Annotated in this window: 26 protein-coding genes and 1 tRNA gene; 12 read left to right on the plus strand and 15 right to left on the minus strand. The window is 67.7% G+C overall.

Annotation, left to right across the window (positions count from 1 at the left end; translation table 11 throughout):
* Positions 1–8: 8 nt before the first annotated feature.
* From cysD to JMF86_RS12290, 4 genes are all read right to left on the minus strand, one after another.
* Positions 9–971 (minus strand): sulfate adenylyltransferase subunit CysD, encoded by a 963-nt coding sequence (gene cysD, locus JMF86_RS12275; RefSeq protein WP_006478076.1) that lies wholly within the window; start codon positions 969–971, stop codon positions 9–11.
* A gap of 76 nt (positions 972–1,047) precedes the next feature.
* Positions 1,048–1,797: a phosphoadenylyl-sulfate reductase gene (locus JMF86_RS12280; RefSeq protein WP_011545986.1), complete on the minus strand. Its 750-nt coding sequence runs from the start codon at positions 1,795–1,797 to the stop codon at positions 1,048–1,050.
* Entirely contained in the window at positions 1,794–2,333 is a 540-nt protein-coding gene (locus JMF86_RS12285) for a DUF934 domain-containing protein (protein WP_011545987.1), read from the minus strand. The genes JMF86_RS12280 and JMF86_RS12285 overlap by 4 nt, the downstream gene beginning before the upstream one ends.
* 25 nt (positions 2,334–2,358) lie before the next feature.
* A complete protein-coding gene (locus JMF86_RS12290) occupies positions 2,359–4,038 on the minus strand; it encodes a nitrite/sulfite reductase (RefSeq protein ID WP_011545988.1) in 1,680 nt (559 codons plus the stop codon).
* A 214-nt stretch (positions 4,039–4,252) separates the two neighbouring features.
* Between JMF86_RS12290 and JMF86_RS12295 the strand changes: the two genes are divergently transcribed.
* The 4 genes from JMF86_RS12295 to JMF86_RS12310 all read left to right on the plus strand — a co-directional run bounded on the left by JMF86_RS12295 (position 4,253) and on the right by JMF86_RS12310 (position 6,959).
* A complete protein-coding gene (locus JMF86_RS12295; protein WP_006478072.1) occupies positions 4,253–5,194 on the plus strand; it encodes a CysB family HTH-type transcriptional regulator in 942 nt (313 codons plus the stop codon).
* Between the two features lie 70 nt (positions 5,195–5,264).
* Positions 5,265–6,449 (plus strand): ABC transporter substrate-binding protein, encoded by a 1,185-nt coding sequence (locus JMF86_RS12300; RefSeq protein ID WP_011545989.1) that lies wholly within the window; start codon positions 5,265–5,267, stop codon positions 6,447–6,449.
* A gap of 102 nt (positions 6,450–6,551) precedes the next feature.
* A tRNA-Leu gene (locus JMF86_RS12305) sits at positions 6,552–6,636 on the plus strand.
* Between the two features lie 167 nt (positions 6,637–6,803).
* The gene (locus JMF86_RS12310; RefSeq protein WP_201317003.1) at positions 6,804–6,959 is read left to right on the plus strand and encodes a hypothetical protein; all 156 of its coding nucleotides are present in this window, start codon (positions 6,804–6,806) and stop codon (positions 6,957–6,959) included.
* 28 nt (positions 6,960–6,987) lie between these two features.
* On the opposite strand, the gene JMF86_RS12315 is transcribed toward JMF86_RS12310, so the two are convergent.
* Positions 6,988–7,890, minus strand: coding sequence for a LysR family transcriptional regulator (locus JMF86_RS12315; protein ID WP_011545990.1), 903 nt, complete (start codon positions 7,888–7,890; stop codon positions 6,988–6,990).
* Between the two features lie 120 nt (positions 7,891–8,010).
* On the opposite strand from JMF86_RS12315, the gene JMF86_RS12320 reads away from it, so the two are divergent.
* Both JMF86_RS12320 and JMF86_RS12325 read left to right on the plus strand, forming a co-directional pair.
* Entirely contained in the window at positions 8,011–8,748 is a 738-nt protein-coding gene (locus JMF86_RS12320) for an SDR family oxidoreductase (protein ID WP_011545991.1), read from the plus strand.
* 43 nt (positions 8,749–8,791) lie between these two features.
* Positions 8,792–9,691: an SDR family oxidoreductase gene (locus JMF86_RS12325; RefSeq protein ID WP_011545992.1), complete on the plus strand. Its 900-nt coding sequence runs from the start codon at positions 8,792–8,794 to the stop codon at positions 9,689–9,691.
* 31 nt (positions 9,692–9,722) lie between these two features.
* Here the strand turns inward: JMF86_RS12325 and JMF86_RS12330 are convergent, their stop codons facing one another.
* On the minus strand, positions 9,723–10,613 hold the full coding sequence (locus tag JMF86_RS12330; protein WP_011545993.1) for an alpha/beta fold hydrolase: 891 nt from the start codon (positions 10,611–10,613) through the stop codon (positions 9,723–9,725).
* A gap of 106 nt (positions 10,614–10,719) precedes the next feature.
* Here JMF86_RS12330 and JMF86_RS12335 point away from each other — a divergent pair, with 106 nt between their 5' ends.
* Positions 10,720–11,607 carry a LysR substrate-binding domain-containing protein gene (locus tag JMF86_RS12335; protein ID WP_041489238.1) on the plus strand — a complete coding sequence of 296 codons (888 nt, stop codon included), beginning with the start codon at positions 10,720–10,722 and terminating at the stop codon, positions 11,605–11,607.
* Positions 11,608–11,705: 98 nt separating this feature from the next.
* Here JMF86_RS12335 and JMF86_RS12340 read toward each other — a convergent pair whose 3' ends face one another.
* The 4 genes from JMF86_RS12340 to copC all read right to left on the minus strand — a co-directional run bounded on the left by JMF86_RS12340 (position 11,706) and on the right by copC (position 14,693).
* Positions 11,706–12,635, minus strand: a complete 930-nt coding sequence (locus JMF86_RS12340; protein WP_011694365.1) for a LysR family transcriptional regulator — start codon at positions 12,633–12,635, stop codon at positions 11,706–11,708.
* A gap of 166 nt (positions 12,636–12,801) precedes the next feature.
* Complete coding sequence (locus JMF86_RS12345; protein ID WP_011545996.1) at positions 12,802–13,575, minus strand: SDR family oxidoreductase; 774 nt, start codon at positions 13,573–13,575, stop codon at positions 12,802–12,804.
* Between the two features lie 177 nt (positions 13,576–13,752).
* The gene (locus tag JMF86_RS12350; protein ID WP_011545997.1) at positions 13,753–14,253 is read right to left on the minus strand and encodes a DinB family protein; all 501 of its coding nucleotides are present in this window, start codon (positions 14,251–14,253) and stop codon (positions 13,753–13,755) included.
* A 65-nt stretch (positions 14,254–14,318) separates the two neighbouring features.
* Entirely contained in the window at positions 14,319–14,693 is a 375-nt protein-coding gene (copC, locus tag JMF86_RS12355; protein ID WP_011545998.1) for a copper homeostasis periplasmic binding protein CopC, read from the minus strand.
* Between the two features lie 114 nt (positions 14,694–14,807).
* Here copC and JMF86_RS12360 point away from each other — a divergent pair, with 114 nt between their 5' ends.
* Positions 14,808–15,524, plus strand: coding sequence for a 16S rRNA pseudouridine(516) synthase (locus tag JMF86_RS12360; RefSeq protein WP_011545999.1), 717 nt, complete (start codon positions 14,808–14,810; stop codon positions 15,522–15,524).
* Between the two features lie 106 nt (positions 15,525–15,630).
* Positions 15,631–15,819 (plus strand): hypothetical protein, encoded by a 189-nt coding sequence (locus JMF86_RS12365; RefSeq protein WP_011546000.1) that lies wholly within the window; start codon positions 15,631–15,633, stop codon positions 15,817–15,819.
* Here the strand turns inward: JMF86_RS12365 and JMF86_RS12370 are convergent.
* Positions 15,802–16,839, minus strand: a complete 1,038-nt coding sequence (locus JMF86_RS12370; RefSeq protein ID WP_011546001.1) for an NAD-dependent epimerase/dehydratase family protein — start codon at positions 16,837–16,839, stop codon at positions 15,802–15,804. The two genes, JMF86_RS12365 and JMF86_RS12370, sit on opposite strands and share 18 nt — an antisense overlap.
* Positions 16,840–16,946: 107 nt before the next feature.
* On the opposite strand from JMF86_RS12370, the gene JMF86_RS12375 reads away from it, so the two are divergent.
* From JMF86_RS12375 to JMF86_RS12385, 3 genes are all read left to right on the plus strand, one after another.
* A complete protein-coding gene (locus tag JMF86_RS12375; protein WP_006478058.1) occupies positions 16,947–17,978 on the plus strand; it encodes a CDP-6-deoxy-delta-3,4-glucoseen reductase in 1,032 nt (343 codons plus the stop codon).
* Between the two features lie 292 nt (positions 17,979–18,270).
* Positions 18,271–19,455, plus strand: a complete 1,185-nt coding sequence (locus JMF86_RS12380; protein ID WP_011546002.1) for an acetylornithine transaminase — start codon at positions 18,271–18,273, stop codon at positions 19,453–19,455.
* Between the two features lie 13 nt (positions 19,456–19,468).
* Positions 19,469–19,924 (plus strand): GNAT family acetyltransferase, encoded by a 456-nt coding sequence (locus JMF86_RS12385; RefSeq protein ID WP_011546003.1) that lies wholly within the window; start codon positions 19,469–19,471, stop codon positions 19,922–19,924.
* A 25-nt stretch (positions 19,925–19,949) separates the two neighbouring features.
* On the opposite strand, the gene JMF86_RS12390 is transcribed toward JMF86_RS12385, so the two are convergent.
* From JMF86_RS12390 to JMF86_RS12405, 4 genes are all read right to left on the minus strand, one after another.
* Positions 19,950–20,621 (minus strand): DUF2278 family protein, encoded by a 672-nt coding sequence (locus tag JMF86_RS12390; RefSeq protein WP_006478055.1) that lies wholly within the window; start codon positions 20,619–20,621, stop codon positions 19,950–19,952.
* A 223-nt stretch (positions 20,622–20,844) separates the two neighbouring features.
* Entirely contained in the window at positions 20,845–21,561 is a 717-nt protein-coding gene (locus tag JMF86_RS12395; RefSeq protein ID WP_006478054.1) for an ABC transporter ATP-binding protein, read from the minus strand.
* Positions 21,561–22,337: an ABC transporter ATP-binding protein gene (locus tag JMF86_RS12400; protein ID WP_006478053.1), complete on the minus strand. Its 777-nt coding sequence runs from the start codon at positions 22,335–22,337 to the stop codon at positions 21,561–21,563. Before JMF86_RS12400 ends, JMF86_RS12395 begins: the two co-directional genes overlap by 1 nt.
* Before the next feature lie 23 nt (positions 22,338–22,360).
* Positions 22,361–23,530 carry an ABC transporter ATP-binding protein gene (locus JMF86_RS12405; protein WP_006478052.1) on the minus strand — a complete coding sequence of 390 codons (1,170 nt, stop codon included), beginning with the start codon at positions 23,528–23,530 and terminating at the stop codon, positions 22,361–22,363.
* Between the last annotated feature and the right edge of the window lie 18 nt (positions 23,531–23,548).

Genomic DNA, 23,548 nt, shown 5'->3' on the forward strand with positions numbered 1-23,548 from the left:
CGTGTGCTTCAGAAATAACCTTGCTTCTTGCGCTGTTCCATCGCGGCTTCGGAGGCCTGGTCGTCCATCCGGGTCGCGCCGCGCTCGGTGATCTCGGTCACCGCCGTCTCGGCGATGATCTTCTCGACGTCGTCCGCGTCGCTCTCGACCGGGCACGTGCAGCTGATGTCGCCGACCGTGCGGAAGCGCACCTGCGCCAGCTCGCTCGTCTCGCCGTCACGCATCGGCGTGAGCGGCGTGACCGGCACGAGCAGCCCGTTGCGGCGCACGATCTCGCGCTGGTGCGCGTAATAGATCGACGGCAGTTCGAGGTTCTCGCGCGCGATGTACTGCCACACGTCGAGCTCGGTCCAGTTCGAGATCGGGAACACGCGCAGATGCTCGCCCTTGTGCAGGCGGGCGTTGTACAGGCTCCACAGTTCCGGGCGCTGCGCCTTCGGGTCCCACTGGCCGAATTCGTCGCGGAACGAGAAGATCCGCTCCTTCGCGCGGGCCTTCTCTTCGTCGCGGCGCGCGCCGCCGATCAGCGCCGTGTAGCCGTGCTGTTCGATCGTCTCGAGCAGCGTGACGGCCTGCGCGGCGTTGCGCGAATCGGTCTCGCGGCGCAGCACGACCGTGCCGCGCTTGATCGAATCCTCGACGTGACCGACCACCAGCTCGGCGCCGAGCTCTTGCGCACGGCGGTCGCGGAAGTCGATCACTTCCTCGTAGTTGTGGCCCGTGTCGATGTGCACGAGCGGGAACGGCAGCGTCGTCTTGCGGTTCGCGCCGAGGCCGAACGCCTTCAGCGCCAGATGCAGCACGACGACCGAATCCTTGCCGCCCGAGAACAACAGCGCCGGCTTGCTGCATTCCGCAACCAGTTCGCGCAGGATGTGGATCGACTCGGCTTCGAGCCAGTCGAGGTGGCCCATGCGGCTGTCGGCGCCGGTGGGCGGGGCAAAGGCGGATTGCTCGAGCGTCGTGCTCATGATTTCAGTCCTTCTCTTCTGGGTTCGTGCCGCCCGCTGTCGCAGGCGGCGCAATATTCAGTTTCTTATCGGGCGTTCAGTGCGCGGCGCCGGCTTCGGCATCCGCGGGAATCGGCGTGATCGTGATGTGCAGCCCGCATTCCTTCGTGTCGCGCGACTCCCACCACCAGCGGCCCGCGCGGCTGTCCTCGCCGGGACGGATCGCGCGCGTGCACGGCTCGCAGCCGATGCTCGGATAGCCGCGCGCATGCAGCGGGTTGACCGGCACGTCAAACGCCTTAAGGTACGCCCACACGTCGGCTTCCGTCCAGTCGGCGAGCGGGTTGTACTTCGCGATCCCGCGCGCTTCGTCCTGTTCTTCCTCGTGCAGCTCCGCGCGCGTGACCGACTGCTCGCGGCGCTGGCCCGTCACCCACGCGCCGACGTCGGCCAGCGCGCGGTTCAGCGGCTCGACCTTGCGGATGTGGCAGCACGACTTGCGCAGCTCGACGCTCTCGTAGAACGCGTTCAGGCCGTGCTCGGCGACATACTGGTCGACCGCGTCCTGCCGCGGGTGGAACTGCTCGATCTCGTAGCCGTAGCGCTCGCGCACGCGGTCGATCATGCCGAGCGTCTCCGCGTGCAGGCGGCCCGTGTTCAGCGAGAAGATGCCGATCGACACGCCCTTCGACAGGATCGCGTGCGTGAGCAGCATGTCTTCCGCGGCGAGGCTGCTCGCGAACTTCACCTTGTCGTGACGCTCGCCGATCTGCGCGAGCAGCGCGTCGAGGCGCTCGACCTTGGCGGCGAGTTCCGGCGTCAGCGCGGGGGCGGTCGCGGTGCTCATGCGCTCACCTTGGCGGCAGCCGCCTCGCGGCGGCGGAACAGCGGCGCCGGCTCGTCGAACGCGCCCTGGTAACGCTGCGTGAATTCCGTGAACGCATTCAGCGCGTCGTGGATGTCCTTGTCGGCACGCACCGCGAACGCGTCGAAGCCGCAACGCGACATGTACAGCAACTGGTCGCGCAGCACGTCGCCGATCGCGCGCAGCTCGCCGGTCCAGCCATGACGCTCGCGCAGCAGGCGCGCGATGCTGTAGCCGCGGCCGTCCGCGAAGCGCGGGAAGTCGACGGCGATCAGCGAGATCGCGCCGAAGTCGGCCACGAGATTGGCCGGTTCGCTGTCCGGCGCGAGCCACACGCCGAGTTCGTCCTTCGTCTTCGCGGCGACGAGCGCCGCGCGCCCGGCCTGCCACAACGCGAACGGCACCAGCACCTTGCCGGCCGGCAATGCGTCGACCGCGGGCAGCGTACCGTCTTCCGCCGCGCGTACGACCTGCCATGCGTCGTCGATCACTGCGCGGTTCTTGATAATCGAAGCCATCTGCAAATTCCCTCTACCCGGTTGATTACGCGTTCACTGCCTGGCGCGCCGCATACACGCGCTCCTTGAACGGCGCGATGCCGATGCGATCATACGTGTCGATGAAGCGCTCGCCGTCGATGCGCGCCTCGACGAACGTATCGATCAGCTTCGCGATCACGTCGGGCACTTCTTCCGCCGAGAACGACGGCCCGATCACGCGGCCGAGACGCGCGCCGTTGCGGCCCGTGCCCTGCTCGCCGCCGAGCGACACCTGGTACCACTCGGCGCCGTCCTTGTCGACGCCCAAGATGCCGATGTTGCCGACGTGGTGGTGACCGCACGAGTTCATGCAACCGGAAATGTTCAGCGACAGGTCGCCGAGGTCGTACACGTAGTCCAGATCGTCGAAACGCTGCTGGATCGCCAGCGCGATCGGGATCGACTTCGCGTTCGCGAGCGAGCAGAAGTCGCCGCCCGGGCACGCGATGATGTCGGTCAGCAGGCCGACGTTCGGCGTCGCGAAACCGGCCGCCTTCGCCTTTTCCCACAGCGCGAACAGGTCGCGCTTCTTCACGTTCGCGAGAATCAGGTTCTGCTCGTGCGACACGCGCAGCTCGCCCAACGAATACGCGTCCGCCCAGTCGGCGACCAGATCCATCTGCGCGTCGGTCGCGTCGCCCGGGGCCACGCGGTGGTCCTTCAGCGACAGCGTGACGGCCGCATAGCCCGGCACCTTGTGCGGCGCGACGTTACGCTCGACCCAGCGCGCGAACGCCTTGTTCTCGAGCAGGTGCTGTTCGAACGACGCGTCGGTGTCGGCCAGCTTCTCGTAGACGGGCGGCTGGAAGTACTGCGACACGCGGTCGATTTCGGCCTGCGTGAGCGTCGACGGGCCGTCCTTCAGGTGCTGCCATTCTTCCTCGACCTGCTGCGCGAACTTCGCCGGCGACAGCGCCTTCACGAGGATCTTGATGCGCGCCTTGTACAGGTTGTCGCGGCGGCCGTAACGGTTGTACACGCGCAGCACGGCTTCGCAGTACGTGAGCAGGTGCTGCCACGGCAGGTCTTCCTTGATCACCGCGCCGACGATCGGCGTACGGCCGAGGCCGCCGCCCGCGAGGATGCTCGCGACCACCTCGCCCTGCGCGTTCTTCTTCAGGTACACGCCGAGGTCGTGGATCTGCACGGCCGCGCGGTCACGCTTCGAGCCCGACACCGCGATCTTGAACTTGCGCGGCAGCCACGCGAATTCGGGGTGGAACGTCGACCACTGGCGCAGGATCTCGGCCCACGGACGCGGATCGATCTCCTCGTCCTGCGCGACGCCGGCGAACTGGTCGGCCGTGATGTTGCGGATGCAGTTGCCCGACGTCTGGATGCCATGCATCTGCACCGACGCGAGCTTCGCGAGGATTTCGGGTGTGTCTTCCAGCTCGATCCAGTTGAACTGGATGTTCGAGCGGGTCGAGAAATGGCCGTAGCCGCGGTCGTGTTCGCGGGCGATGCGCGCCAGCATCCGGAGCTGGTCGCTGCGCAGGTTGCCGTACGGAATCGCGATGCGGTGCATGTACGCGTGGCGCTGCATGTACAGGCCGTTCTGCAGACGCAGCGGACGGAATTCGTCTTCGCTCAACTCGCCCGACAGCCGGCGGCGCACCTGATCGCGGTACTGCGCGACTCGCTCGTCGACGATCGTCTGGTCGTATTGGTCGTACTGATACATTCGGGGACCCCAGGGTTTTCGTGGTGACTGCGCGACGTCCTAGCCACGTCGCGCCCGAATCTCCGTTCCGTCGTCACCGCCGCCAACCGCTGCCGGCTGGATTGCTAATGACGAAAACAGATATCCATATTTGAAAAACTCCGGTGAATCGTAATAAACTCGCCTTATATTTCAAACGACTAAAAAATTCTGTTGATATGCGGAAGGGTTATAAATGAACCTGCACCAATTTCGCTTCGTGCGCGAGGCCGTCCGGCAGAATTTCAACCTCACCGAGGCCGCCAAGGCGCTCTACACGTCGCAACCGGGGGTATCGAAGGCGATCATCGAGCTCGAGGACGAGCTGGGCGTCGAGATCTTCACGCGGCACGGCAAGCGCGTGCGCTCACTCACCGAGCCGGGCCGGATCATCCTCGCGTCGGTCGAGCGGATTCTCCAGGAAGTGGAAAGCCTTAAAAGGGTCGGGAAGGATTATGCAGCGCAGGACCAGGGCAACCTGACCATCGCGGCGACCCACACGCAGGCCCGCTACTCGCTGCCGGCCGCGATCGCCGAGTTCAAGAAGCGCTTCCCGAAGGTGCACCTGTCGATCCTGCAAGGCAGTCCGACGCAGGTGGCCGAGATGGTGATCCACGACCAGGCCGATCTCGCGATCGCGACCGAGGCGATCTCCGACTACAAGGAGCTCGTGTCGCTGCCCTGCTTCCAGTGGCATCACGCGGCCGTCGTGCCGGCCGACCACCCGCTGCTCGAACGCAAGCCGGTCACGCTCGACGATCTCGCTCAATACCCGCTGATCACCTACGACGATGCGTTCGCCGGCCGCAAGAAGATCAACCATGCGTTCGCGCTGCGCGGGCTGTCGCCGGACATCGTGCTCGAGGCGATCGACGCCGACGTGATCAAGACCTATGTCGAACTCGGCCTCGGCGTCGGCATCATGGCCGACATTGCGTTCAATCCCGAGCGCGATCGCGGCCTGCGGCTGATCCCGGTCGGCCACCTGTTCGGCAGCAACGTGACGCGCGTCGCGCTCAAGCAGGGCGCCTACCTGCGCAGCTATGTGTATACGCTGGTCGAACTGCTGTCGCCCACGCTGAACCGCAAGCTGATCGAGCAGGCGCTCAAGGGCGAAGCCGAATCGTACGAGCTTTGACGGACAGGTATGAACACGGGGGCGCACATTGCGCCCCTTTTCGTTGCCCGACGGAGATGGAGATTCCCGCATGACGCTTCCCGCCCTGTTGCGACGTCCCACCCTGTTGCGCCGCACCCGCCGCGCCGCCGGCGCCGCCCTCGTGCTGGCCTGCGCGGCCGCGCATGCCGACCTGAAGGTCGGCGTCGACCTGTCGTCGACCGGCCCGGCCGCCGCGATCGGCATCACGAGCAAGAACGCGATCCTGATGTGGCCGAAGACGATCGCCGGGCAACCCGTGCAGGTCACGGTGCTCGACGACGCGTCCGACCCGGGCGCGGCGGTACGCAACATCCGCAAGCTGGTCGACGAGGATCACGTCGACGTCGTGGTCGGCCCGAACATCACGCCGGCCGCGCTCGCGGCGCTCGACGCAGTGGCGGCCGCGCAGACGCCGATGATCACGCTGGTCGGCTCGGGCTCGATCGTCGAGCCGCAGGAGGGCGCGCGGACCTGGGCATTCAAGATGGCGCAGAGCGACCGCGCGATGGCCGACGTGATGACCCGCTACATGGCCAACCACGGCGTGAAGACGGTCGGCTTCATCGGCTTCGCGGACAGCTACGGCGACAGCTGGCTCAACGAATTCACGCGCTTCGCGGACCTGCGCAAGATCCGCGTGATCGCGACCGAGCGCTTCAACCGCACCGACGCGAGCGTCACCGGCCAGGCGCTGAAACTGATCGCGGCGAAGCCGGACGCGATCCTGATCGCGGGCGCCGGTACGCCGACCGTGCTGCCGCAGCGCACGCTGATCGAGCGCGGCTACAAGGGCCCGATCTACCAGACGCACGGGATCGCGACGCCGGAATTCATCAAGCTCGGCGGCAAGGACGTGGACGGGACGCTGTTTCCGACCCAGCCGGTGGTCGTCGCCCGCACGCTGCCGGCCGACCACCCGGCCCGCCAGGCCGCGCTCGCGTTCGTCGACGCGTACGAGGCGAAATACGGCGCCGGCACGGTCACGCAGTTCGCGGGCGATGCGGCGGGCGTGTACCCGCGCCTCGCCGATGCGGTCGGCCGCGCGCTGAAAGCGGCGCAACCCGGCACGCCCGCGTTCCGCGCGGCGCTGCGCCGCGAGCTCGAACGCGCGCACGAGCTCGTCGTGCCGAACGGCGTCGTCAATACCAGCGACAAGGATCACGTGGGGCTCGACCAGCGCGCGAGCGTGATGGGGATCGTGAAGCAGGGCCGGTTCGTGTACCTGAGCCAGTAGCAGAAGCAGCCGGTCGCCGGGCTGCTTGCCCGGTGCCCGGTTTTCCGCCATAATTCGCGTTTCGCCGCGCACAATCTGCATCGGGCGCGCGGCCAGGATCAAGCCCAGGTGGTGAAATTGGTAGACGCAGGGGACTCAAAATCCCCCGCCGCAAGGCGTGCCGGTTCGATTCCGGCCCTGGGCACCAGAATTTCGCAGCGTTATGCGCTGCCACTGTCGAAAGCGCTGCCACTGTCGAAACCCGCGCAAGCTCGCCGCTTCGCGGGTTTTTTGTTGTTGCGCCCGCATTCGCCGCAACAGGTGGCCCGCTCCGGTAGTCCAAGCATCAGGGAATGCCGACCATGGAGGCCGCCCATGTCCATGCGCGCGATTGCATGCCGGACCTGCCGCGGCGTGCTGGCGCTCGTGCTCGGCGGGTGCGACGTGCTGAGCGCGCCGCCCGTACCCGACTGGCCCGGCACGCATGCGCCCTATCCGTTCCCGGACAACATTCCGCATCGCACCGAATGACCCGACGGCCGCCGTTCGCTCGGCAGACTCAGGCCATCAACTCGCGGACGAAGTCGAGAAACACCCTAACCTTGGCCGAAACGAGATTCGACGCGTGGTGATACGCATAAAGCGGAAAAGTCTCGTCGGCCCACTCGGGCAACAACTGCGCCAACCGCCCGTCGGCGAGGATCTCCCGCGCATAGAGCTCCAGCAGTTGCGCGATGCCGACACCGCCCAGGCAAGCGCCGAGCAGCCCGCCCGTATCGTTGACGGTCAACCTGCCGGCGACGTCGACCGGCACCACTTCCTTGCCGCGATGAAACTCCCATTCGTACGGTCGCCCCGTCACCGGATCGCGGATCAGCACGCAACGATGCCCGTCCGCGAGATCGCGCGGATGACGCGGTTCGCCATGACGCGCGACGTAGGCCGCCGATGCGCAGGTCAGCACACGCGTCTCGAGCAGCAGTCGCGCCCGATATGACGACGGCTCCGGGATACCGAAGCGCACGGCCACGTCGAAACCGTCGGCGACGAGGTCGCCCATCCGGTCCCGCACGCTGATCTCGACCGACAGATCGGGAAAGCGGTCGAGAAATTCCGCCATCCGCGGCGCCAGCACGTAGTGGCCGAACGTGCCGTCCACGTTGACCCGCAGCCGCCCCCTCACGCGCGCCTTCGACTGGCCGGCGTCGAGCGCCGCCTCCTCGATGCCGGCCAGCAGCGGCGCGACCGCCTCGTAAAAGCGTCGCCCTTCGTCGGTCAACGTGATCGCGCGGGCCGTCCGGTTGAAGATCCGGATGCCGACCCGCTCTTCCAGCCGGGCAACGGCGCGGCTCACCGCCGGTTGAGTCAGCCCCATCGCCTCGCCCGCCCGCGCGAAGGTGCCGGCCTCTATCACCGCGGAGAGCACACCGATACCGCTGAGCAGCCTGCTGTCGAATCCCATGAGACATACTTTCAGTCATTCATCGACTGATCATTATTCATTATTTTTATTGATCGCGGAAGCCTACAGTTGTCCTGTCGCCGGATCGAACGGCATTCATCCAGTCATCAGGAGCAGGACATGAGCACATCGGAACAGGTCGCCGTCGTCACGGGTTCGTCGCGCGGCATCGGCGCGGAAATCGCCCGCCAACTCGCCCGGGACGGCTTCCGGGTCGTCGTCAACTATGCCGGGAGCGCCGGCCCGGCCCGCGAAGTGGTCGACGCGATCGTCGCCGACGGCGGCCATGCGATCGCGGTGCAGGCGAACGTCGCCGACCCGGCGGCCGTGGCCGCGCTGTTCGACGCCGCGCAACACGCATTCGGCGGTCTGGATGTGGTGGTCAATTCCGCGGGCGTGATGAAGCTCGCGACCATCGCCGACTGCGACGATGCGCTGTTCGACGAAACGCTCGCCATCAACGTGAAAGGCACCTTCAACGTCTGCCGCGAAGCGGCCAGGCGGGTGCGCGACGGCGGATGCATCATCAACCTGTCGACCAGCGTGATCGGCATGCGCATGCCGACTTACGGCGTGTACGTCGCCAGCAAGGCGGCGGTCGAAAGCCTCACGCAGGTGCTTGCGCAGGAAATGCGCGGGCGCGGCATCCGCGTGAATGCCGTCGCGCCCGGGCCGGTCGCGACCGAGCTGTTCCTGCAGGGCAAGAGCCCGGAACTCGTCGAGCGGCTCGCGAAGCTGAACCCGCTCGAGCGGCTCGGCCAGCCCGACGACATCGCGCGCGTCGTCGCGTTCCTCGCCGGCCCGAACGGCGCGTGGATCAACGGCCAGATCCTGCGCGCCAACGGCGGCATGTGCTGACGCCCCCTCGCCGCCACCTCATCTTTCTGCCAGGAGATCGCTCATGAAGGAAGTCGTCCTCGTCACCGGCGCGTCCAGCGGCTTCGGCTTGCTGACGGTCCAGGCGCTCGCGCGCGCCGGTCACACGGTCTATGCATCGATGCGCGAGCGCGCCGGGCGCAACGCGCCGCGCGCCGCCGCCGTCGCGGCCTATGCGCAGGAACACGGCGTCGACCTGCGCAGCCTCGAACTCGACGTCGGCGACGACGCATCGGTCGACGCCGCCATCGAGCGCGTGATCACCGACAACGGCCGTCTGGACGTCGTCGTCCACAACGCCGGCCACATGGTGTTCGGGCCGGCCGAAGCCTTCACGCCGGAGCAGCTTGCGCAGCTCTACGACGTCAACGTCGTGTCGACCCAGCGCGTGAACCGCGCGGCGCTGCCGCACCTGCGCCGCCAGGGCCGCGGCCTGCTCGTGTGGGTGTCGTCCTCGTCGGCGCGCGGCGGCACCCCGCCGTTCCTCGCCCCCTACTTCGCCGCGAAAGCCGCGATGGACTCGCTCGCGGTGTCCTACGCCGCCGAACTCGCCCGCTGGGGCATCGAAACGTCGATCGTCGTGCCGGGCGCGTTCACCCGAGGCACGAATCACTTCCTCCATGCGGGCAAGCCGGCCGATACCGCCGTGCAGGCTGCGTACGACAGCGGGCCGTACGCGGGCGTCGCCGATCAGGCGTTGACGGGCCTCGCCGCGCTCGAACCGGCGGACGCCGACGCCGGCGCCGTCGCCACGGCGATTGCCGAGCTCGTCGCGGCGCCGGCCGGCAAGCGCCCCTACCGCGTGTTCGTCGACCCGTCGCAGGACGGCGCCGAGGAAGTGTTCCGTGTCGGCGATCGCATCCGCCGCGAGATGTTCCGGAACATCGGGCTCGCCGATCTGCTCGCGCCGCGTGTCGACGGCTGATTTCTTCGCGCGCCGGGCCGGCCGGCGCGCGTCAATCCCGCTCGCAGAAGCCGAGAATCGCGTCAGCGACCGCCGTCGCGGATTCGCGCTGCGGGAAGTGCCCGATGCCGTCGAGCACCTGCCGCTCGTAGCGCCCGGCGAAGAACCGCTCGCGCCCGACCGAGCTGTCCGGATGATTGCAGGTGTCCGCGCCGCCGTGCAGCACGAGCGTCGGTACCGTCAGCACGGGCGCCGGGTTCAGCCGCGCGTCGTCGTCGGCATAAGCCGGCGTGCCTGGCGCGAAGCCCCAGCGCTGCCGGTACGAATGCAGCACGACGTCGATCCAGTCGGGTCCGTCGAACGCGGCGGCCGCCGCGTCGAAATCGCTGTCGCGATACCAGCCCGGCGGCGACCACGTATCCCACATCAGGCGCGCGAACGCGCGGCGGTCGTCGCGCAGCGCCTGCTCGCCGCGCGGCGTCGCCATGAACCAGTGATACCAGTAGTTGCGCGCCTGCTGCAGCGACAGCGGCTGGGCGGGATCGTTGGTGCCGTAGCCGACCGACAGCATCACGAGCTGCGAGGCAACACCGTCGCGTAGCCCGCATGCGTTCGCGGCCGCGCGGGCGCCCCAGTCGTGTCCGACCAGCACGGGCCGCTCGATACCGAGCACATCGACGAATTCGAGCAGGTCGCGCCCGAGCGCGGCGAGCTGGCCGCTGCGCGGCACGGACGCGTCACGAAAGCGCGTCGGCGCGAAGCCGCGCAACGCAGGGGCGAGCACGCGGTAGCCGCGTGCGGCGAGCGCCGATGCCACCGCCTCCCAGCCGACCGGGCTGTCCGGCCAGCCGTGCAGCAGCACGGCCACGCGTTCGCCGCGCGGATTCCATTCGAGATAGGCAATGTCGAGCGACGCGGTCGTCGCATGCGCATAGGTCGTCATCGTGTACTCCGTGAAGTCACCGTGAACCTACGATGGTAGGTCGGTCTTTCATCACAATTCACGGAGTATCATGATTCATTCTTCAATTCTTGCGTTGAATCGATCCATGCAACCGCCGACCGACCCCGCGTCGACCACGCTCGACATCGCGCTGCTGCGCACCTTTCTCGAGGTCGTCGACCGCCGCGGGTTCGCGCCGGCCGCGGAACGCCTCGCGCTGACGCCGTCCGCGGTGAGCGGCCACATCAAGCGGCTCGAACAGGCGGCCGGCACCGTGCTGCTGGCGCGCACCACCCGCCGGATCGCGCTCACGCCGGCCGGCGACACGCTGTACGCGTACGCGCGCAACATCGTCGACATGGAACGCGAGGTGCGGGCACGGCTGCGCGGCGCGCCGGCGCACGGGCCGCTGCGGATCGGCGCGTCGGAGGATTTCGCGGGCACGTGGCTGCCGCAGGTGCTGCGCACCTTCCGCGACCGCCATCCGCGCGCATCGATCGAACTGAAGGTCGGCATCACCGCATCGCTGCTGCGGGAGCAGACGTTCGGCCGGCTCGACGTCGTGTTCGGCAAGCAATGCCGACAGGTCGACACGCCTGGCGAACTGCTGTGGGAAGAGCCGCTCGTCTGGGCCTTCGCGGCCGATACGGCGCTCGACGCCGAGGAAGGCGTGCCGCTCGCGCTGTTTCCGGAACCGTGCGTGTACCGGGAAGCCGCGGTGTCCGCGCTCGCCGCGGCGCTGCGGCCGTTTCGCGTGCTGTTCGAAAGCGCGAGCATGGCCGGCTGCATGTCGGCCGCGCTCGCCGGCTTCGCGGTCACGGCACTCGCACGCAGCCAATTGCGCGACGGCTTGCGGGAATGCGGGCCGCACGACGGCCTGCCGGCGCTGCCGGCCGCACGCTTTTACGCATTCGCGTCGAAACCCTCAGGCGCCGGCGCCGCGCTGATCGACGCGGTGCGGGCCACCGGGCGCACGCGGCAGTTCGCCGCCTGAACACGCGCTGTGCGCTCGTCGCACGGGCCGCCTCGCACCGGAGCCGATCGGCCGGCGAGCAGCAGGCCTGCCCACTGGATACCGGCACGATGCCGCCGTCAGTCGCCGCTGCCGCGCGCGCCCGCGTCGTTCAACGCATCCGCCATCAACGCGCCGAACCACTCGATGAACGCGTTGAGCCGGCGCGAGCGATGCCGGCGGTGCGGATACACGGCCGATACGTCCATCGGCTCGGCGCGGTGGCCGGGCATCACGTCGACGAGCGCGCCGCTTGCGAGCAGATGCTCGACGTCGAAGCGCGGAATCTGGATCAAGCCCATTCCGGCGATGCAGCCGGCGATATAGGTTTCGGCGTTGTTGACGATCACGCGGCTCGGCAGTGTCAGCGTGTGCCGCTGCCCGTCCGCGCAGTATTCCCAGCCGAGCTCGCGCCCGGTCGTCGGCGACGCATAGCCGATCGCCCAGTGCCCGTGCGCGAGCGCGTCCGGATGCTCGGGTACGCCGCACTCGCGCAGATAGTCGGGGCTCGCGCAGTTGATCAGCGTGAACTGCCCGAGCGGCCGCACGACGAGGCTGCTGTCCGCGAGCCGCCCAACGCGGATCGCGCAATCGACGCCCTCCTGCACGAGGTCGATCGAGCGGTCCGTCGAGCCGAGCGACAGTTGCAGCTTCGGGTGGCGGCGAAACAGCGACGGCAGCGCGGGCGCCACGACGCGGCGCGCGATCCGGCTCGGCACGTCGACGTTCAGCCGCCCGACCACGTCACGGTCGCGGCGCCGAAACAGGCGGTCGAGTTCGTCGGCCTCCGCGAGCAGGCGCCGGCCGCGCTCGAGCAGCAGCGCGCCGTCGGCGGTCAGCTGCACCTGGCGGGTCGTGCGGTGCAACAGACGCGTGCCGAGCGCCGTCTCGAGCTGCTGGACGGCCGCCGACACGGTCGCGCGCGGCACGTCGAGCGCATGCGCGGCCTTGATGAAGCTGCCCATCTCGGCAACCTGCAGGAAGATCCTGACCTGATCCAGCTTGTCCATCGGCGGGAAACCCGGGTTCGAACGACGGTCGCCGCCGGCCGCCGCGCATCGCGGCCGGCTTCGGCGGCACAGAGAAAACGGGCGCGCGGCCTCGTGGTCGCGCGCCCGTCCATTGTCCACGCAAACGCGCCAGTGCGGTGCGCCGCGCGGCCGGCAAGCGCCCCGGTTACTTGGTCGTATAGCCGCCGTTGATCAGGATCGTCTGGCCGGTGATCCACCAGCCGTCGGTCACCAGATGGCGGATGAACGGCACGACGTCCTCGATGTCGGTCAGCCCCGTCTTGCTGAACGGCGACAGCGCGGCGGCCGTCTTGTGATACGCGACCGCATCGGCGCCTTCGGCCGGATAGAAGAACGGCGTGTCCATCGGGCCCGGCCCGACGGCCGTCACCGAGATCCCGCGGGCGCCGTACTCCTTCGACGCCGCGCGCGTGAAGTGCTCGACCGGCGCCTTCGATCCCTCGTACGCCGCGTAGAACGGCGTGAACGCGCCGAGCAGCGACGTCACGAGCGTGACGAGCTTGCCGTGATCCTCGAGATGCCGGCCGGCTTCCTTGATGAAGAAGAACGCCGACTTGCTGTTGACCGCGAACATCTCGTCGTATTCGGCCTCGCTGATCTCGGTGAACGGCTTCTTCAGCACCTTGCCGACCGTGTTGATCGCGATGTCGATCTTGCCGAAGCGCTGCTTCGCGTCGTCGAACAGCCTCTCGACCGCGGCGGCCGTCGTCAGGTCCGCCTGGAACGTCGCGGCCTCCGCGCCGGCCGCGCGCACCGCGGCAGCCGTCTCCTCGGCCTGCGCCTGCGACGCCGCGCTGTTGTAGTGAATCGCCACCGCCTTCGCGCCGTGGCCCGCCAGGTCCCGGGCGATCAGGCCGCCGAGGTTCTTTGCGCCGCCTGCGATCAGGACGACCTTGTCTGCGAGCGTATGAGTTGCCACGGTTGACTCCTTTTTTCGTTGAACGAAGCTAGGAGTGTAGGCATGCGCGACGCGCCGGTCAGCCGGCCGCGGCTGGATGGATTATCCAGAAAACCGATCCAATCAAAGCGGCACAAGGTGGTCTGCCGCACCGACGGCGACACCGGATTCTGAAGCCGAGCGCGGCCGCGGGCCAGGTCAGCGCGCGTACAGCGCCGCGTCGATCTTGCCGAGCAGCCACTGCATGCCGGCCAGATGCTGCTGGTCGTGGCTGCACAGGTAATGGACGAGCCCGCGCACGGTCAGCGAACCGTAGCCGTCGAACTCGCCGGTACGCTCGAACTGTGCGGGCGTGAGGCGCGACAGCCATTCCAGCGTTTCGCGTCGTGCGTCGCGGATCGCCGCAAGCACGTCGGACGCATACGCGTCGTCGTAGCGCCGCTCGATCGCGAGCGCGTCGCCGTCGATCGACACGAGCAGCGGGTGGTCTTCGTCGAGCATGCGCCGCAGCCGCACGTGATAGCCGTCGATCTCGATGTCGCGCACATGGCAGAGCTGCCCGAGCGGCGAGAAATGCTCGCTCGGCATGCCGGCCCAGTCGTCGGGTGTCCAGCGCGCATAGCCGTCGGGCACGGCCGCGAAATGCGCTTCGAGCTGACGAGGGAAATCCGCGAGTGCGTCGAGCGTCGTCGGATTCATGCGGGAGCCTCCTGTCGGATAAAGGCGGGCGGCAACCCTGGCACGGGCCTGCCGCCGCCGTTGCGTCACTTCACGCTGAAGCCGTACGCGCCCTGCGTGCGATGCCCGTCGGTCGCGACGGCCACCCACTTCACCGTATACGCGCCGGTGCCGAGCGCCGTGAGCGGCACCGTCATCCGCTTGCGGTTCGACGCGTCGATGCGCGCGCGGTCGTTCGACACCGTCTTGCCGTCGCCGTCGACGACGACGATCGAGCTGAATGCCGGCTCCAGCGGCTCGGTGAAGTCGATCGTGACGGCCGCCGGTGCGGCGGCCAGCGCCGCGCCCGCCGCCGGGTCGCTCTTCGCGAGATGCGCATGCGCGAACGCGGCCGACGAAACGGTCGCGGCCGCGATGACGGCGGCAGCGTGGCGGCCGAACGGGAATGAATCGAAAGGCATGGACTTTCCGTGAAGAATGAACGGGTGCCGCGCGCTGCGCGGCGTCCCGGCAGCTTACCAGCGCGGGCGCGTTCATGCCGCCCATGCGCCGGTGCTTGATAGAATGCGCGCGCTATGGATCTCGAAAGCATTCTCTACACCCAGGGCTTCGGCTCGCGCCGCCAGTGCCGCGGTCTGATCGAAGCGGGCCGCGTCGCCGTCGCGGGCGCCGCCGCGACCGACCCGGACGCCACCTTCGACACCGACGGCCTCGTGTTCTCGGTCGACGATACGGCGTGGCCGTTCCATGCACGCGCGTACCTCGCACTCAACAAGCCGGCGGGCTACGAGTGTTCGCGCGATCCGCAGCACCATGCGAGCGTGTTCAGCCTGCTGCCCGCGCCGCTCGTCGCGCGCGGCGTGCAATGCGTGGGCCGGCTCGACCAGGACACGACCGGCCTGCTGCTGCTGTCCGACGACGGCCAGTTCGTGCACGCGTACACGTCGCCGAAGCGCAAGGTGCCGAAGACCTACGTCGCGACCGTGCGCCACCCGCTCGACGACACGCAACTGCACGCGCTGCGCACCGGCGTGCAACTGCATGGCGAACCGAAGCCGATCGCGGCCGTCGCCGCCGACGCCCGCGACACGCATGCACTCGCGCTGACCGTGCTCGAAGGCAAGTACCACCAGGTCAAGCGGATGGTCGCCGCGGCGAGTAACCGCGTCGAATTGCTGCACCGCGAAAGCATCGGCGGGTTCGCGCTGCCGGCCGACCTCGCGCCCGGCGCATGGCGATGGCTCGACGAAGCCGACCTTGCCGCGCTGCGCAATTCCGTCAAAACCCTGTAAGGGAAAATCCGCACGACCGTTCGGTGCCTGGCCGCGTCTCGGCCGCAGGTTCCCCCGCTATACTGAAATCACAAGCTGCAAGAGCAGCGATGCAGGGGGAGGCATCATGAACATCAACCATTCTTTCGAACTGTCGTCGGTGATGATCGCGTTCGCGGTCATCGGTGTCATCGTGATCGGAGGCCTGCTGGCCACGATGCATCTGAAGCACAAATATCATCCGAACCTGATCGGCGCGCTGATCGGTGCGCTGCTGTGCTTCCTGCTGATCGAGGCGTTACCGGCGCTCACCTGACGCGCTGGCCGGCGCGAGCGTTTGAAGGAAATCGTCTACGGTCGGATAGCGCAACGTCACGCACAATTCGGCCTTGAGCCGTGTGTTGGACAGGCGCCGCGACTCGCGCATGAACGACAGCAGCGTCGGCTCGAGCAGGCGCTCGGCGTCCGCGCGGCTCACGCGCGGCGGCTTCGGCAGGCCGAGCACCTGCGCGACCCGGTCGAAATACTCTCCCATCCGCCATTCGGTGTCGTCCGACGCGTGCACGACGCGCGCCGGCTTGCCCTGCTCGGCCGCCCGGCGCAGGATCGCCGCGAGATCGTCCGCATGGATGTGGTTCGTGTAGACGTCGTCGGCCGGCTCGAGCGCCGGCGTGCCGCGCTCGAGCCGCGCGACCGGCAGGCGGTTCGCCGCGTAGATGCCGGGGATGCGCACGATGCGTGCGGACAGCACGCCGCGCACCGTCGCCGCACGCAGTTGCCGCTCGGCCGACACGCGCCGGAACGCGCGCGGATTCGCGGGGCGCAGCGGGTGCGTTTCGTCGATGCGCGCGCCGCCGCAGTCGCCGTAGACGCCCGTCGTACTGGCATAGACGAGCGTCGGCGCGCGAAGGCCCTCGGGTACAATACGCGCTGCCCGAACGGGCGCGCCGGCCTGTCGCGCCGCGGTGCGCAGCGTTCGGAGCCGGCCGACCGCCGGGGCCGGCGGTGCCGCCGGCCGACGCGCGGGCATGGACGTTGCGGCGATCAGCGCACGCGTGCGCCGGTCGTCACGGCCGTCGGATGGCGGCGGCGCGAGATGCAGGATCGTGCGGGCGAGGCCCGCGAGACGGCCGAGCGCCGCCCGGCGATCGAGGTCGCCGACGATCGGCGTCGCGCCCGCGGCGCGCAGTTCGTCGCGGCGAGCCGGATGGCTCGTCAGCGCGAGGATACGCAGGTCGGGGCGCGCGTTACGCCATTGCGCGACGCAGCGCATGCCGACGTCGCCGCAGCCGACGATCAGTACGCGCGGCCGGCGCAGGATTCGTGTCGCGATCATGTTGGTTGCGAAATCAGTAGCCGCCGTTGCGCGACGCGCAACGGCTTTGCATTGTAGCTGCCGTGCGCGACATGCACGGTCCCCCCATTTTGTTCTAGTTTGGTTCTATGGCATTCAACGTCACTCTCAAGCAAAGCGGCCGGCAATTCCAGGTCGAGTCGGACGAAACCGTGCTGGCGGCCGCGCTGCGCCAGAACGTCCATCTGCCGTACGGCTGCAAGAACGGCGCGTGCGGCTCGTGCAAGGGCCAGATCGTATCGGGCCAGATCGAACAGGGCCCGCATGCCGCGTCGGCGCTGTCCAACGACGAACGCACGCGCGGCCTCGCGCTGCTGTGCTGCTCGAAGGCGCAATGCGACCTCGAGATCGACGTGCGCGAGATCGCCGGCGTCGACGGCGTGCAGGTGAAGAAGCTGCCGTGCCGGATCGCCGCGCTCGAACGCAAGGCCGACGACGTGATGGTCGTGAAGCTGCAGTTGCCCGCGAACGAGCGCCTGCAGTACCTCGCGGGCCAGTACGTCGAATTCATCCTGAAGGACGGCTCGCGCCGCAGCTACTCGATGGCGAACGCGCCGCACGAGGAAGGCCCGATCGAACTGCACATCCGCCACATGCCGGGCGGCAAGTTCACCGACCACGTGTTCGGTGCGATGAAGGAGCGCGACATCCTGCGCTTCGAAGGCCCGCTCGGCACGTTCTTCCTGCGCGAGGATTCCGACAAGCCGATCGTGCTGCTCGCGTCGGGCACCGGCTTCGCGCCGATCAAGGCGATCATCGAGCACGTGAAGCATTCGGGCATCACCCGCCCGATGACGCTCTACTGGGGCGCGCGCCGCAAGAAGGACATCTACCTCGCCGAACTCGCCGAGCAGTGGGCGCGCGAGATCCCGAACTTCAAGTACGTACCGGTGCTCTCCGAGCCGGACGACGCCGACCAGTGGACGGGCCGCACCGGCTTCGTCCATCGCGCGGTGATCGAGGATCTGCCCGATCTGTCGGGCCACCAGGTGTACGCGTGCGGCGCGCCGGTGATGGTCGAATCCGCGCAGCGCGACTTCACGCAGCACCACGCGCTGCCGGCCGACGAGTTCTACGCGGACTCGTTCACGAGCGCCGCCGATCTCGCGCATCCGGTCTGAGCACCGGGCGCGGCGCGCCCCCGCTGCGCGCCGCCGTGTCACATCCGTGGCATCGCGGCGGTTTACAGTGGGGCGCGGGATGCCTTATGCTTGCGCACATGAACCGCTTCCTGTCCGCTTTCCGACGTCGCCGCTCGCCGCTCCGCCCGGATGCCGCCGGCTCGTCACGGACTCGCGCGTAACCCTCCTCCGCTTCACCGGTTACGCACAAGCTGTTCGACCCACCAGCCACGGCCTTCCGTGGCTTTTTTATTGCCCGTTTCCCTTTCAACGCCCGCTGGAGTCTGCTGCCATGCCCCTGAACGATTATCCGATCGACTCGCTGATGTACATCACGAACCGCCCCGACATCGTGTTTACGCACGGCAAGGGTTCGTGGCTCTACGATCACACGGGCAAGCGCTATCTGGACTTCATCCAGGGCTGGGCCGTCAACAGCCTGGGCCACTGCAACGACGGTATCGTCGAGGCGCTGAAGACGCAGGCCGAAAAGCTGCTGAACCCGTCGCCAGCGTTCTACAACGAACCGATGGCGAAGCTCGCGGGTCTGCTCACGCAGCACAGCGTGTTCGACAAGGTGTTCTTCACGAACAGCGGCGCCGAGGCGAACGAAGGCGCGATCAAGCTCGCGCGCAAGTGGGGCCGCAAGTACAAGAACGGCGCATACGAGATCATCACGTTCGACCACAGCTTCCACGGCCGCACGCTCGCGACGATGTCGGCCAGCGGCAAGCCGGGCTGGGACACGATCTACGCGCCGCAGGTGCCGGGCTTCCCGAAGGCCGAGCTGAACAACATCGAGTCGGTCGAGAAGCTGATCACCGACAAGACCGTCGCGGTGATGCTCGAGCCGATCCAGGGCGAAGGCGGCGTGATCCCGGCCACGCGTGAATTCATGCAGGCGCTGCGCGCGCTGACGAAGCAGCACAACCTGCTGCTGATCGTCGACGAAGTGCAAAGCGGTTGCGGCCGCGCGGGCAAGCTGTTCGCGTACGAGCTGTCCGGCATCGAGCCGGACGTCATGACGCTCGCGAAGGGCATCGGCGGCGGCGCACCGCTCGGCGCGCTGCTGTCGAAAGCCGACGTCGCGGTGTTCGAGGCCGGCGACCAGGGCGGTACGTACAACGGCAACCCGCTGATGACGGCGGTCGGCTATTCGGTGATCTCGCAGCTCGTCGCACCCGGCTTCCTCGAAGGCGTGCGTGCGCGCAGCGAGTATCTGAAGCGCAAGCTGCTCGAACTGTCGGAGGAGCGCGGCTTCGAGGGCGAACGCGGCGAAGGCCTGCTGCGCGCGCTGCTGCTCGGCAAGGACATCGGCCCGCAGATCGTCGAGAAGGCGCGCGACATGCAGCCCGACGGCCTGCTGCTGAACGCCGCACGGCCGAACCTGCTGCGCTTCATGCCTGCCCTGAACGTGACGACCGAAGAAATCGACCAGATGATGGCGATGCTGCGGTCGATCCTCGACACGCTGTAAGGAGACCGTCGCGATGGATGCCGCCGCCGATGCTGTCGCTATCCGCCCGTTCGAACGCGCCGACACCGATGCCGTGCTCGCGGTATGGCGCGACGCGTTCCCGCAGTACGACGAAGCCGGTGCGCCGCCGCACCGCGATCCGCTGCGATCGATCGAGCTGAAGCTCGCGACGCAGCCGGAACTGTTCTTCGTCGCGACCAGCGGCGCGCGCGTCGTCGGCACGCTGATGGCCGGTTTCGACGGACATCGCGGCTGGCTCTACTCGTTCGGCGTCGCGAACGACGCGCGCCGGCTCGGCATCGGCCGTGCACTCATCGCGCATGCGGAACGCGCGCTCGCCGCACGCGGCTGCCCGAAGATCAACCTGCAGGTGCTGCCCGGCAACGACGACGCATGCCGCTTCTATGCCGCGCTCGGCTATCGCGTCGAGGAACGCATCTCGTTCGGCAAGACGCTGTCGGCCGCGTAACACGGCCGCTCGTAGCAGTAGCGGCTCAGCGCGTGATCGGCCCCGCGCCCGGCAGCGGATTGCCGAGCGCGTCGGTCGGCACGGCCTGCTGCTCGAACGCCGCGAAATACGCGGCCCATTGCGTGTCGCTCACGCGCACGAGCAGCGCGCCGTCCTGCCAGACGTCGTTGTGGTCGTTGTGGTCGTCACCCGCGCGATGCAGGTAGTTCGGGCCCGTCGAGCCCTGGTTCATGTGCGTGTCGTGGATGCCATTGCCTTGCGCATAGGTGCGGCCGAACACGACGACGTCGAGGCCCTGCGACTGCGCGGCGTTCACGAGCCGCAGCAGCGACGGGATCGGCTCCGGATGCTCGGTGCCGTCCATCACCGCGCTCGCGCGCCACGCGCCCGTCTCGTTCAGGATGTCGCTGCGCAGGTAGTCGAGCGCGGGCAGCGCGGCCTGCCCCGTCAGATCGGTATAGCCCTCGGCCGCGGCGGCGAGCGTCGCCGTGACCGGATGGTGGAAATCGTAGACGAGCTTGTAGTTCAGCAAATCGTCCGCGTCGCTGGTGCCGACGTTGATCGCGACGTCCCAGTCGCCCGCCGGCAACGCCAGCGTCAGGTGAACGTGATACTGGATCTCGCGGCCGTGCGGCGAGCCCTTCAGCCTCGCCACCGACGTCACCTTCGCCTTCACGAAACCGTAGTCCAGACTCATGCGCGTTCTCCGTGTCCCGATGGGTCATCGATGCTACGCGGCCCGTGTGTCGGTTTGCCGACGGCCGGCCGCGTGCACGACCCGACAGTCGAATGGAGTGGCGTTTGCACGCAGAGTTCGACGCGATCGACCAAGACGAAAAAAAGCCGTCACGGTTTCTGCCGTGACGGCTTTTCGACAGCCCGGATGCGACCTGCGCAACCGGGCCCGCTCAGTCCATCGCTTACTCGCCCAGATACGCGGCGCGCACCTTCGGATCGTCGAGCATCTGCTTCGCGTCGCCTTCCATCGTGACCGTGCCCGAATCCATCACGTAGCCGCGGTCGGCCGCCTGCAGCGCGAGGCGTGCGTTCTGCTCGACCAGCAGCACCGTGATGCCCTCCTTCGAGATCTCCCGAACCACTTCGAAGATCTTCTCGACCATGATCGGCGACAGCCCCATCGACGGCTCGTCGAGCAGCAGCAGCTTCGGCTTGGACAGGATCGCGCGCGACATCGCCAGCATCTGCTGCTCGCCGCCCGACAGCGTGCCCGCGAGCTGCGTCGCCCGTTCCTTCAGGCGCGGGAAGAAGCCGAACATCCGGTCGACGTCCTTCTTGATCTGCTCGTTGTCGTTGCGCAGGTACGCGCCCATCTGCATGTTCTCGATGATCGACATGCGCGCGAAGATCCCGCGGCCTTCCGGCACCATCGCGAGGCCGCGCTTGAGCAGCTCGTGCGACGGGATGCCCTTGATCGACTTGCCTTCGTACTCGATGTCGCCGGCCGAATACGGCTTCAGCCCGGTGATCGCCTTCATCGTCGTGGTCTTGCCGGCGCCGTTCGCACCGATCAGCGTCACGAGCTCGCCCTGACGGACTTCCATGTCAACGCCCTTGACGGCCTGGATGCCGCCGTAGTTGACCTGCAAGCCCTTGATTTTCAACATTGCCGCTGCCATCAGTGCACCCCTGCGCCGAGATATGCCTCAATCACCTTCGGATTCTTCTGCACGTCCTGCGGCAGACCTTCGGCGATCACCTTGCCGTAATCGAGCACCGTCATCCGGTTGCACAGCCCCATCACGAGCTTCACGTCGTGCTCAATCAGGAGAATCGTGCGGCCGTCCGAGCGGATCTTGTCGAGCAGGCGCGTGAGTTCGACCTTCTCGGTCGCGTTCATCCCGGCTGCCGGCTCGTCGAGCGCGAGCAGCTTCGGGTCGGTCGCGAGGGCCCGGGCGATTTCCAGCCGGCGCTGGTGACCGTACGACAGGTTCCGCGACGTGTAGTCGGCGTACTGCAGCACGCCGACGTATTCGAGCAGCTCGATCGCGCGCTCCTTGATCTCGCGCTCTTCCTGGCGTTCGGCCGGCGTCTGGAACACCGCGCCGAGCAGCCCGTGCTTGGTGCGCACGTGGCGGCCCACCATCACGTTCTCGAGCGCCGTCATCCCGCCGAACAGGCGGATGTTCTGGAACGTGCGCGCGATGCCGGCCTTGGCCACCTGGTGCACGGCCGTCGGCGTGTAGTTCGTGCCGTCCAGCTTGAAGTCGCCGGAGTCGGGCGTATAGAGGCCCGTGATCACGTTGAAGAACGTCGTCTTGCCGGCGCCGTTCGGGCCGATCAGACCGTAGATCTCGCCTTCGCGGATCTGCAGGCCGACGTCGGACAGCGCCTGCAGCCCGCCGAAGCGCTTGTTCACGCCCGAGACGGACAGTCGGATTTGCTTGTCGCTCATGTGTGTATCCCCTTGTCCGTAGGTTAAGCGCGCACCGGCTTCTTGCTGTTGCGCTTCGCCAGTTTCGCGATCTTGTCCTCATGCTTCGGCGCGGGCCACAGGCCTTCCGAGCGGTACAGCATGATGATCACCATCGCGAGGCCGTACAGCGCCTGACGGATCACTTCGGTGTCGACGATGTCATGACCGAACAGCGCGTGCTGCAGCGGGCTCATCGTCGAGCGCAGGAATTCCGGGAAGATCGCGAGCAGCACCGCGCCCAGGATCACGCCCGGGATGTGGCCCATGCCGCCGAGCACCACGCAGGCGAGCACGACGATCGATTCCCAGAACGTGAACGACTCGGGCGACACGAAGCCCTGGAACGCGCCGAACATCGAGCCCGACAGGCCACCGAACGACGCGCCCATCGCGAACGCGAGCAGCTTCACGTTACGGGTGTTGATGCCCATCGCCTTCGCGGCGATCTCGTCCTCGCGGATCGCAGCCCACGCGCGGCCGATACGCGAGTGCTGCAGACGCGTACACACCCAGATCACCAGCAGCGAGCAGAGCACGAACAGGTAGTAGTACATGTACACCGACGGCAGCTGGAAGCCGAACAGCGTATGCGTCTGCGACAGGTTGAAGCCGCCGACGTGCACCGGATCGATGCCCGTGATCCCCTTCGGGCCGTTGGTGATGTTCACCGGACGGTCGAGGTTGTTCATGAAGATCCGGACGATTTCACCGAAGCCGAGCGTGACGATCGCCAGGTAGTCGCCGCGCAGGCGCAGCGTCGGCGCGCCGAGCAGGATCCCGAAGGTCGCCGCCAGCGCCATCGCGATCGGCACGATCAGCAGAAACGGCACGTGCAGCCCGTTCGGCGCGAGCGCCGCGATCCACTCGAACTGCGAGGTCAGGTGCGGCGAGCTCAGGAGCGCCGCCGTGTAGGCGCCCACCGCGTAGAACGCGATGTAGCCGAGGTCGAGCAGGCCGGCGAAGCCGACCACCACGTTCAGGCCCAGCGCGAGCATCACGTACAGCATCGCGAAGTCGAGCACGCGGACCCAGTAGTTGCCGCCGGCCGAGCCGATGATGATCGGCGCGGCGATCACGAACGCGGCGGTCAGGATGCCGATGACGACGGTCTTGGCGGTATTGCGCTCTTCGACCAGCGACGTCGACGATTCGATCGGTTGAATGGATGTCATGTTGTTTGCTCCCCTTCC

The organism is Burkholderia sp. E168m15, assembly GCF_016586105.1.
Taxonomy (GTDB): Bacteria; Pseudomonadota; Gammaproteobacteria; order Burkholderiales; family Burkholderiaceae; genus Burkholderia; species Burkholderia orbicola.

Coding starts and splice junctions, on each gene's coding strand:
- JMF86_RS12325 (WP_011545992.1), top strand. CDS start 8,792: ATGAAGGAAGTCGTCCTCGTCACCGGCGCGTCCAGCGGCTTCGGCTTG.
- JMF86_RS12315 (WP_011545990.1), bottom strand. CDS start 7,890: ATGGGATTCGACAGCAGGCTGCTCAGCGGTATCGGTGTGCTCTCCGCG.
- JMF86_RS12290 (WP_011545988.1), bottom strand. CDS start 4,038: ATGTATCAGTACGACCAATACGACCAGACGATCGTCGACGAGCGAGTC.
- JMF86_RS12340 (WP_011694365.1), bottom strand. CDS start 12,635: ATGGACAAGCTGGATCAGGTCAGGATCTTCCTGCAGGTTGCCGAGATG.
- JMF86_RS12335 (WP_041489238.1), top strand. CDS start 10,720: ATGCAACCGCCGACCGACCCCGCGTCGACCACGCTCGACATCGCGCTG.
- JMF86_RS12350 (WP_011545997.1), bottom strand. CDS start 14,253: ATGAATCCGACGACGCTCGACGCACTCGCGGATTTCCCTCGTCAGCTC.
- JMF86_RS12300 (WP_011545989.1), top strand. CDS start 5,265: ATGACGCTTCCCGCCCTGTTGCGACGTCCCACCCTGTTGCGCCGCACC.
- JMF86_RS12330 (WP_011545993.1), bottom strand. CDS start 10,613: ATGACGACCTATGCGCATGCGACGACCGCGTCGCTCGACATTGCCTAT.
- JMF86_RS12360 (WP_011545999.1), top strand. CDS start 14,808: ATGGATCTCGAAAGCATTCTCTACACCCAGGGCTTCGGCTCGCGCCGC.
- JMF86_RS12365 (WP_011546000.1), top strand. CDS start 15,631: ATGAACATCAACCATTCTTTCGAACTGTCGTCGGTGATGATCGCGTTC.
- JMF86_RS12385 (WP_011546003.1), top strand. CDS start 19,469: ATGGATGCCGCCGCCGATGCTGTCGCTATCCGCCCGTTCGAACGCGCC.
- copC (WP_011545998.1), bottom strand. CDS start 14,693: ATGCCTTTCGATTCATTCCCGTTCGGCCGCCACGCTGCCGCCGTCATC.
- JMF86_RS12375 (WP_006478058.1), top strand. CDS start 16,947: ATGGCATTCAACGTCACTCTCAAGCAAAGCGGCCGGCAATTCCAGGTC.
- JMF86_RS12400 (WP_006478053.1), bottom strand. CDS start 22,337: ATGAGCGACAAGCAAATCCGACTGTCCGTCTCGGGCGTGAACAAGCGC.
- JMF86_RS12285 (WP_011545987.1), bottom strand. CDS start 2,333: ATGGCTTCGATTATCAAGAACCGCGCAGTGATCGACGACGCATGGCAG.
- JMF86_RS12380 (WP_011546002.1), top strand. CDS start 18,271: ATGCCCCTGAACGATTATCCGATCGACTCGCTGATGTACATCACGAAC.
- JMF86_RS12370 (WP_011546001.1), bottom strand. CDS start 16,839: ATGATCGCGACACGAATCCTGCGCCGGCCGCGCGTACTGATCGTCGGC.
- JMF86_RS12320 (WP_011545991.1), top strand. CDS start 8,011: ATGAGCACATCGGAACAGGTCGCCGTCGTCACGGGTTCGTCGCGCGGC.
- JMF86_RS12310 (WP_201317003.1), top strand. CDS start 6,804: ATGTCCATGCGCGCGATTGCATGCCGGACCTGCCGCGGCGTGCTGGCG.
- JMF86_RS12390 (WP_006478055.1), bottom strand. CDS start 20,621: ATGAGTCTGGACTACGGTTTCGTGAAGGCGAAGGTGACGTCGGTGGCG.
- JMF86_RS12280 (WP_011545986.1), bottom strand. CDS start 1,797: ATGAGCACCGCGACCGCCCCCGCGCTGACGCCGGAACTCGCCGCCAAG.
- JMF86_RS12395 (WP_006478054.1), bottom strand. CDS start 21,561: ATGGCAGCGGCAATGTTGAAAATCAAGGGCTTGCAGGTCAACTACGGC.
- cysD (WP_006478076.1), bottom strand. CDS start 971: ATGAGCACGACGCTCGAGCAATCCGCCTTTGCCCCGCCCACCGGCGCC.
- JMF86_RS12295 (WP_006478072.1), top strand. CDS start 4,253: ATGAACCTGCACCAATTTCGCTTCGTGCGCGAGGCCGTCCGGCAGAAT.
- JMF86_RS12405 (WP_006478052.1), bottom strand. CDS start 23,530: ATGACATCCATTCAACCGATCGAATCGTCGACGTCGCTGGTCGAAGAG.